Raw genomic sequence first — 8,131 nt, 5'->3', positions numbered from 1 at the left:
CGCTGGCGGGGTATGGCCGGGGACGCGGGCGGTGCCGCAGCCGCATACGAGGAACTGCTGGCCGACCGGGAACGGGTCCTGGGCCCCGACCACCTCCACACCCTGACCGCCCGCAACAACCTCGCCCACTGGCGGGGTAAGGGCGGAGACGCGGGCGGTGCCGCAGCCGCATACGAGGAACTGCTGGCCGACCGGGAACGGATCCTGGGCCCCGACCACCCCGACACCCTGACCACCCGCCGCAACCTCGCCTATTGGCGGAGTGAGGCCGAGAATGCGATCAGGAATGCGGCCGCGTTCAAGGAGCCGCCGGCCGACCGGGTACGAGTGCTGAACCCCTCCAATTCCTTCATCGAGCCCGTCGCCGTAGATCTCGGCGGTGAGGATGAGGATGAGGTCAGTCGCGTGGGCTGGTTCGACGAGCGGCTGGCTGAGCGGGTGCGGGAGCAGGGCCGTGACCACCCCGACATCTTGGCCGCCCGCAACGACCTCGCCCACATGCGGGGTAAGGCCGGAGACGCAGCCGGCGCCGTAGTCGCGTTCGAGGAACTACTGCCTGACCTCGTACGGGTCCTGGGCCCGGACCACCCCGACACCCTGACCGCCCGCAACGACCTCGCCCACTGGCGGGGTGAAGCGGGAGACGCGGCCGGCGCCGCAGCCGCATACGAGGAACTGCTGGACGACCTGGTCCGAGTGAAGGGCCTCGACCACCCCGACACCCTGGCCGCCCGCAACGACCTCGCCCACATGCGGGGTGAGGCCGGAGACGCGGCCGGCGCCGCAGCCGCATACCTGGAACTGCTGGCCGATCGGGAACGGGTCCTGGGCCTCGACCACCCCGACACTCTGGCCGCCCGCAACGACCTCGCCCACTCGCGAGGTGAGGCGGGAGACGCGGGCGGTGCCGCAGCCGAGTACACGCAGCTGCTGGACGACCTGGTCCGAGTGAAGGGCCCGGACCACCCCGACACCCTGGCCGCCCGCAACAACCTCGCCCACTCGCGAGGTGAGGCCGGAGACGCGGCCGGGGCTCTAGCCGCGTTGGAGGAGCTACTGCCCGACATGGTCCGAGTGCAGGGCCCGGACCACTTCCACACCCTGGCCGCCCAGCGCAACCTCGCCCACTGGCGAGGTAAGGCGGGGGACCTGGCCGGCTCCGCAGCCGAGTACTTGCAGATGCTGGACGACCTGCTGCGAGTGCAGGGCACCATGACCGTCCGCCACAACTCGCGAGTTAAGGCGGGGGATGCGGCAGGGGCCGTGGCCGAGTTCGAGGAGCTGGTGCCCGACCTGATCCGAGCGAAGGGCCGCGACGACCGCCAGGCCCTGGCCGCCCGCAACGACCTCGCCCACTGGCGGGGTGAAGCGGGGGACGCAGCCGGCGCCGTAGTCGCGTTCGAGGAACTACTGCCTGACCTCGTACGGGTCCTGGGCCCGGACCACTTCCACACCCTGACCGTCCACCGCAACCTCGCCCACTGGCGAGGTAAGGCGGGGGATGCGGCAGGGGCCGTGGCCGAGTTCGAGGAGCTGGTGCCCGACCTGATCCGAGCGAAGGGCCGCGACCACCGCCGCACCCTGACCGCCCGCAACGACCTCGCCCACTGGCGGGGTAAGGCCGGAGACGCAGCCGGCGCCGTAGTCGCGTTCGAGGAACTACTGCCTGACCTCGTACGGGTCCTGGGCCCGGACCACTCCCACACCCTGACCGCCCGCAACGACCTCGCCCACTGGCGGGGTGAAGCGGGAGACGCGGCCGGCGCCGCAGCCGCGTACCAGGAACTGCTGTCCGATCTGGCACGAGTGCAGGGCCCTAACCACCCCCAGACCCTTGGCCACCGCAGCAGCCTCGCCCACTGGCGGGGTAAAGCCGGGAGCGGCCGTTGATGAATCGACCGGTTGATGAGCAAGATCGATAGGCGGCGATGCGCGGCCGGATTGATACCGGATCATGTCCATAAAACGGTGTCAGAAAGTCGATGTGCTCATGAACTTGAGCAGCACCGTTTTCTGTACGATCTGGCGGGTGCAGCCACCCCAGGGCGACGACACCGCCGATCTCCTCGCACCCGTTCCGGCCGTACGGACCGGCAGCCTCGTGGGATACGCACGCGTGTCCACCAAGGGGCAGTTGCTCGACAGGCAGATCCACGCACTCAACACAGCGGGCTGCATCCGGATCTTCTCCGACAAGAAGTCCGGCAAGAACGCCGAACGCGAGGAACTGTGGAAGGCCCTCGACTACCTGCGCGAGGGCGACACCCTCGTCGTCCCGTCGCTGGACCGGCTCGGCCGTTCCATCCAGGACCTCATCGCGATCGTGTCCGGCCTGCGCAAGCGTGGCGTCGGCTTCACCTCGCTGTACGAGGCGCTCGACACGACCACGCCCGGCGGGCGCCTGGCCTTCCACGTGTTCGCGGCGCTGGCGGAGTTCATCCGCGAACTCATCGTGCAGGGGCCCAACGAGGGCCTGGACGCCGCTCGCGCCCGCGGCACCCGGCTCGGCCGCCCGCCCGCGATGACGGAGGAGCAGGTACGTCACGCCCGCGACCTGCTCGCCCGCTCGGAGAACACCGTCACCTCGATCGCGAAGCTTTTCGGCGTCTCCAGAACACGATCTACAACTACGTGCCCGAGCTGAAGGGCGGTCGCCTCGCACTCACTGAGGCGACGAGCACGCCGCAACTGGCCCAACCCACCAGGTCCGAGGACTGATCATCGCCATTTGCGGCTGGTGACAGCGTTCTTACCGGCACGTCGGCCGTGAGTTCAGCGTGACTGAGGTGCTTTCACTGGGAACCCACGGCGTCTTCGGCAGGTAGGCATGGAAGTGCGGTGGGTCCGTTGCCGATGAATCGGCAGGTCCTCCACCGCTGGGCTCACTCGGCGCGCTGTCCGACGCGGAGGACGCTCAGGTATCGGCGTGATGCTCGGTCGCCCATCCGCGTGCGGATGCGCTCGGCGATTGCGTCGAGCAGGGGCTCACGGACGTCGCGGTCGAGCCTCCGGTACAGCGACAACGAGCGAAGGTGATCAGCAAAGCCGTCCCCGTCGAACCACTGAACGGTCGGGTACCAGCGCACGATCGTTGAGCCGAACAATCCGCCAGGATCTTCGACCAGTCCCCAGCCCTCGTCGGTGGTGCGCACGTCATCCTCCAGGGGCGGATGACCCCAGTCGGGGTTCCCGGGGCAGAACCGCTCGTGGAGATCGGCGGTCTCGGCATACACCTCCGGCTCTCCCACTCGGCGGACAACGACGTTGCCGAGCAGTGCCATCCAGCCTGCGGGATGGAGCACGTCGTGCGCTCGCTGCCAGCCGATCGACGGGTCGACCCAGTGCCACGACGACGCAGCCACAAGGACATCGAAGCGTCGACCGCGGTCGTCCCACTCCTCAAACTTCGACGTCTCGACTTCGACGTTGCCGAAGGTGGCGATCCGCTGGCGAGCAAGTGCGGCCATTTCTTCGCCCGGCTCGATGGCGGTCACTGAGCATCCGAGCGTTGCCAGCGAGCGCGTCGCCTGGCCGGTACCGCATCCCACCTCCAGCACCGACGACCTTTCGTCCATGCCGGTGACGGTGACAAGGTCCGCGAACAGTTCGTCGGGGTATCCCGCCCGGACCCGGTCGTAGAGCTCGGGCACTTCGTTGAACACCCGACCGAGGTCAAGTCGATTCGGGCGCATCTGCGGATCATCAGTCACGAGCGCACAAGCTATGAGGCGCGTCCACGGGGCGCCACTGGTTTAACGGCAGCTCCTCGACAGAAGCCGTTCCGGTCCTTTCTGTCTGCTCCGCCAGCACCGTTCGGCCGGGGATCGCTCCACGGGCAGCCGTCAAGAGCGCCCGCTCTCCCTTCCGACCGCATCTCGGCGAGCTGCTCGATCTGGTAGTCGAGCAGGTTTTGGGCGATGGCCGCGTAGCGGCTCGCGGCGGTGTGGGACAGGTTGAAGACCAGGGCGAGATGCAGTGGGTCGGTGCCGACGGTCAGTGCCTCGTGAAGTACCCGGTCGCCGCGGATGCGTTCGAGGTAAACGCCGTGGTGCAGCAGGTGCCGTTTAAGGTATTCGGGGCTGACGGGCCCGGTTCCCAGGGCTGTCTTCGCGTTGATCAGGACGTGCCGGTTGGGGTCTTTGGCCAGGTGGCCCGGCGCTGGTCGAGCCAGGCCAGCAGGGTCTGGTGGGGCAGTTCGCCGAGCCGTTGGCCATGTCCGGCGATGGTGATCCTGCGGTTGGGCATGTCGAGGCCGTCGTCGGTCATCGGAAGCAGGCTGCGTGGGATGTCCTCCGTCCTGAGCCGGGTGGTGGGGTTGGCGAAGATCAGGCCGCGCTTCTTGGCGAAGCGGAACAGTGAGCGCAGTGCCGCGATGGCGTTGCGACGCTGCCATCCACGCAGGGGTGACAGCGCGGCTGTGACGTCGGCGGCGGTGATTTCGCGCAGATGATCACGGGTCGTCGCCCAGTTCTCCAACAGGGGGCGGACACAGCCGAAGTAGACGTAGAGACAGGTGCGGGACCGGGGTTTGGCGCGCCTGTCACCGTCGAGGAGGACCAGCAGCCAGGCGCGGACGTCGCCGGCGAATCCGGCGGGCAGTTCGCCGGTGCGGTCGTCGATACAGGAGCGGATCGACGAGGCACTGTCATCTTCCGGAAGGTCCAGGTCGGCGAGGACTTCGGCGACCCGAAAACTGGAAGCGTGTCGAGGTATTCGCGTGCGGATTTCGGTGAGTTTCACGGGCTTGCCGGGCGGGCGGTGCTCCAGCACCGCCGTCAGGCCGTCCATCGCGCACCGCACGAGCGACGGCGACCATCCGTTGGCCTCGCCGAGTTGTTCGGCGTGGGCCGAGGCCGACCGGAGCGCGAGGCTGTCCGAGGTCAAGGCGGGGTGCTGCCAGCGTGGCGGGGGTGGGACGCCCGCCTTGCGCCGGTAGTAGGAGGCCAAGCCCCGGCACTTGTTGTCGCAGTACGCCCGGTCCCGCCGGGAGCCCGCGGGCAGCAGCTTGCCGCAGTGCACGCAGGTCATCGCGGTGGCAGAGACCTGCCGGTGCGAGGACGTGGGGCGACGGCGCGCGGCTGGCCCACCGCAGTGGCCTGCGAGTCCGCCGCTGGCGCCGGGGCCGGCACCCGCTCCGGCTCGGGCAGCAGCAGTTCCTCGACTCCGCATCCGAGCACCGCGCAGATGACGTCGAGCTCATCGAGCTTGACGGGGTTCGGCTGACCGGACCACAGCCCCGACATCTTCCCCGCGCTGATCACAACGCCACGCTCGGCGAGCATCCGCTGGAGTTCGCTGGCCTTCCAGATGCCGCGGTTGGCGGCAGCCAGACGAAGGTTCCACTTCACTGGGCCAGTCCCTTCCATCGCTCGGTTGCGCGCTGCTGTCCGGCGACCCAGGCGTCTTCGACATGGGTGCCGTGGACGTGGATAGACCGGGCCGTGGTACCGGTCCAGGTATGTCCAAGTAGTTCCTGGATGGCGAACAAGGTCATGCCAGCGAGATAGAGCTGGGAGGCGCAGAAGTGCCGCAGCACGTGCGGGGTGAGCTTCCCGGCCCAGGTCGGCAGGTGCTGGGCGGCGGCATCGGCCAGCGACCGGCGGAAGACGTCGGCGGTCGCCCGCGAGCAGGAACCGTCCTGATTCTTGCGCTCGGAGGGGAACAGCGGGGCGCCCGGCCGGGTGTGGTCGGCGTCGAAGTGGCCCCATACGTCCTCGATGAACCACCGCAGGTTCCGGTCGGCACCGTTGATCAGCGGCACCAGCCGCGGCTTCGGCCCGCGTCTGCGGGAACCCTTGCCGTGTCGGACGTTGAGCTTGCCGAAACGGCCCAGCTCCCACCGGACGTCGTCCAGGTCGAGCATCCGTGCCTCGTTGATCCGCAGCCCCACGTCCGCCGCCAGCCGGGCCACCGCGTAATTGCGGGCGGCCGGGCCGAATTTGCGGCAGGTCACCAGCTCCTCACGCCACCCGGCGAACGGCGCCTCGATCTCCGCTTCACTGGGCGGGATCCGCAGCTGCGGTTCCACCGAGGCCCGCGGCCGGTTCATCTCGTCCAACGGGCACTCGACCACGCGGCCGGTGAGGTTGTGCAGCTCGACCTTGTGCCGCAGCTCAAGGAACTGGAAGAACACCGCCAGCGCACCCGCCCGACCGGTCCGGGTCGAGGGTTTGGCGTCGCGCAGCACCTTGCCGAAATAGACGTCGGCGTCGGAGGGCTCCATCTCCCACAGCGGACGGCCGAACCAGTCTCGGATCAGCTCCAGATGGTCGTTGCGGATGGTGCTGTCAACCAGACCGGCCGATGCCCGCGCGAGCACGAACCTCGACAGCACATCGGTCTCGAACTCGGCGAGCTCCTCCTCGCTCACCGGAGCCCGGTACTCGCGCAGATCGCGTACTACGGCCAGAGCCAACCCACGCCTCCACGACTTCACCCAGACTGAAGGAATCTCGACAAGGATGGGAGTTGCGCACTGCGGACGAGGTTGGGTCAGAACGGCCGACAGCCACCCGAACGAGGTAACGGGCCCAGGTCCAGGCACTCTCAGTCGTGCCAGGGAGCTACGGACGAACACGGAACTCGGGGACTATTGCTCACCCTTGTACCGAGGGAGGGATCGACCGGTAGCCGAAGAACTTTTAGATACCAAGGTGGCGAATGGTGGCGAACCCTTGCTGCCAGCCGCACCAACTGATGCTCTGACCCCAGACGATGCCCCGCCGTTGCGGAGCGCCCGAAACCCCAGCCTGACGCCCCGTGGTTCCGGGCGCCCCAAAGTCGGAGACTCCATGGACAGCAACATCAAATTTGCTATCGCCGCCTTCACCGTCATCTCCGTCGTGGCGATCTGCCGCGCAGAGCGGCGCGACGTGCCCAGCGTCGCGAAGAGCCTGGGCCTGGCCCCGTTCGCGGTGGCGCTACTGAAGCTCCGATAGCCCCACGAAGCACGAACCCAGGGAGTTCCGTCTTCGGCCTCCAGAGCGCAACCGGGTTCCGTAGCCCTGTACGGGTTCCTCGGGCGCCCTGGAATCTCGGGCGAGCCCGTTATCCCGCCTGCGCCGTGCAGGGGAGCGCTCAGACGGAACGCATCGCCTCGTCGCAGTCATGGCACATCACTCGCGCATGTTCCGGGGGTACCACGGGGCGTCGGGACGGCTAGGTTGGTACGGGAGCTTGTTCATGTCCCGGGTCGGCTTGCCGCAGAGCGTGGTGTCGGCCGGGTCGCCGGGCGCCGCAGGGTCGGCGGGTACGGCATGTACCGCTTCGATGTACTCGACAGCCTCCCCAGGCCCGAAGTCCTCGGACAACTGTGCCGGTCGGCAGATTGGTCGGGCAGCCAGTCGACAGGAGGCCGGGGGAGCGGAGGAGGTACCGGGCGTGGGCTCGATGCCGTTCAGATCAGGCGGCCGGCAGCTGGGCAGCTGCCGGAGTGTTGTAGGTGGCGCAGTCAGCGGGCGTGCCGTCATAACACTCCACGCAGGACCCCAGGGTCTTGGCGGGAGGCAGTGGAAGTAGCGCCGGCCGCACGGCCCAGGGCACTGCTGGCGTGCCGCCATCGCCTTGTCGAGGGCGGCTTCCTTCGCGAGCGTCATCGGCAACTTCGGCTTTGCCAGGCCGATTCGGTACAGCCACGCGAAGCGCCGGCCGCCGCGGCACTCGATGCGGGCGACGGGCTCCTGGCCACCGGGGCGCAGTCCCATCTCCCGCAGCTGACTGCGGGTCGCGAGGTTCGTACCGCCGGCCTGCCTCCGCCGGAAGACCGGTAAGGAGCCATCGCCGGGGTCGTTCGGTCGACGTCGACCACGTCTTGGTCGGCCATCACCTGCTCCAGGTACCAGGAAGCCGGCCCTGGGGAAGCGGATGGCGGGGGCCGGGCAGGATCGGCCGTGGGCGGCCGGTGTGCTTGGAGGGACGCGGGGCAGGAACCATGACGATCACTCCTTCGAGCAGGGGTGAAAAGGGCGCGCCGAAACCTGGGGAGGTCGAGGCGCGCCCTTCCCTGTGGTGTGTGCGGATCGGTCTTCCGCGATCAGTGCCGTGGCGGGATCAGGTGGCACTCGGACGGTCGAAGCGCGAGGTGTTGCGGGCAGGCCCGTCGCCCTGTCCGGTCCTCGGCCACCCACACGGG

General features: G+C 68.6%; 7 protein-coding genes and 1 pseudogene. 3 read left to right on the top strand and 5 right to left on the bottom strand.

Annotated elements, in window-relative coordinates; translation table 11 throughout:
* Positions 1–1,890, top strand: a 1,890-nt coding sequence (locus ACFWFI_RS05505) for a tetratricopeptide repeat protein (RefSeq protein WP_387385802.1), incomplete at its 5' end; no start/stop codon positions are given.
* A 211-nt stretch (positions 1,891–2,101) separates the two neighbouring features.
* Positions 2,102–2,718: pseudogene (locus ACFWFI_RS05500) on the top strand (recombinase family protein).
* Positions 2,719–2,882: 164 nt separating this feature from the next.
* Here ACFWFI_RS05500 and ACFWFI_RS05495 read toward each other — a convergent pair.
* From ACFWFI_RS05495 to ACFWFI_RS05480, 4 genes are all read right to left on the bottom strand, one after another.
* Positions 2,883–3,710: a class I SAM-dependent methyltransferase gene (locus ACFWFI_RS05495; RefSeq protein ID WP_387385799.1), complete on the bottom strand. Its 828-nt coding sequence runs from the start codon at positions 3,708–3,710 to the stop codon at positions 2,883–2,885.
* 406 nt (positions 3,711–4,116) lie between these two features.
* Positions 4,117–5,028: a hypothetical protein gene (locus ACFWFI_RS05490; RefSeq protein WP_387385797.1), complete on the bottom strand. Its 912-nt coding sequence runs from the start codon at positions 5,026–5,028 to the stop codon at positions 4,117–4,119.
* Complete coding sequence (locus tag ACFWFI_RS05485) at positions 5,025–5,348, bottom strand: helix-turn-helix domain-containing protein (protein ID WP_387385795.1); 324 nt, start codon at positions 5,346–5,348, stop codon at positions 5,025–5,027. Before ACFWFI_RS05485 ends, ACFWFI_RS05490 begins: the two co-directional genes overlap by 4 nt.
* Positions 5,345–6,415 (bottom strand): tyrosine-type recombinase/integrase, encoded by a 1,071-nt coding sequence (locus ACFWFI_RS05480; protein WP_387385792.1) that lies wholly within the window; start codon positions 6,413–6,415, stop codon positions 5,345–5,347. Before ACFWFI_RS05480 ends, ACFWFI_RS05485 begins: the two co-directional genes overlap by 4 nt.
* Before the next feature lie 376 nt (positions 6,416–6,791).
* Between ACFWFI_RS05480 and ACFWFI_RS05475 the strand changes: the two genes are divergently transcribed.
* Complete coding sequence (locus ACFWFI_RS05475; RefSeq protein ID WP_387385790.1) at positions 6,792–6,938, top strand: hypothetical protein; 147 nt, start codon at positions 6,792–6,794, stop codon at positions 6,936–6,938.
* A 177-nt stretch (positions 6,939–7,115) separates the two neighbouring features.
* On the opposite strand, the gene ACFWFI_RS05470 is transcribed toward ACFWFI_RS05475, so the two are convergent.
* The gene (locus tag ACFWFI_RS05470; protein ID WP_387385899.1) at positions 7,116–7,712 is read right to left on the bottom strand and encodes an RRQRL motif-containing zinc-binding protein; all 597 of its coding nucleotides are present in this window, start codon (positions 7,710–7,712) and stop codon (positions 7,116–7,118) included.
* Positions 7,713–8,131: the final 419 nt, after the last annotated feature.

It is taken from the genome of Streptomyces sp. NPDC060209 (genome assembly GCF_042728155.1).
GTDB lineage: Bacteria > Actinomycetota > Actinomycetes > Streptomycetales > Streptomycetaceae > Streptomyces.
This window is presented reverse-complemented; position numbering and strand designations above follow the sequence as displayed.

Excerpts from the sequence above, each read along its gene's own strand:
- ACFWFI_RS05490 (WP_387385797.1), bottom strand. The coding sequence starts at position 5,028 with ATGACCTGCGTGCACTGCGGCAAGCTGCTGCCCGCGGGCTCCCGGCGG.
- ACFWFI_RS05475 (WP_387385790.1), top strand. The coding sequence starts at position 6,792 with ATGGACAGCAACATCAAATTTGCTATCGCCGCCTTCACCGTCATCTCC.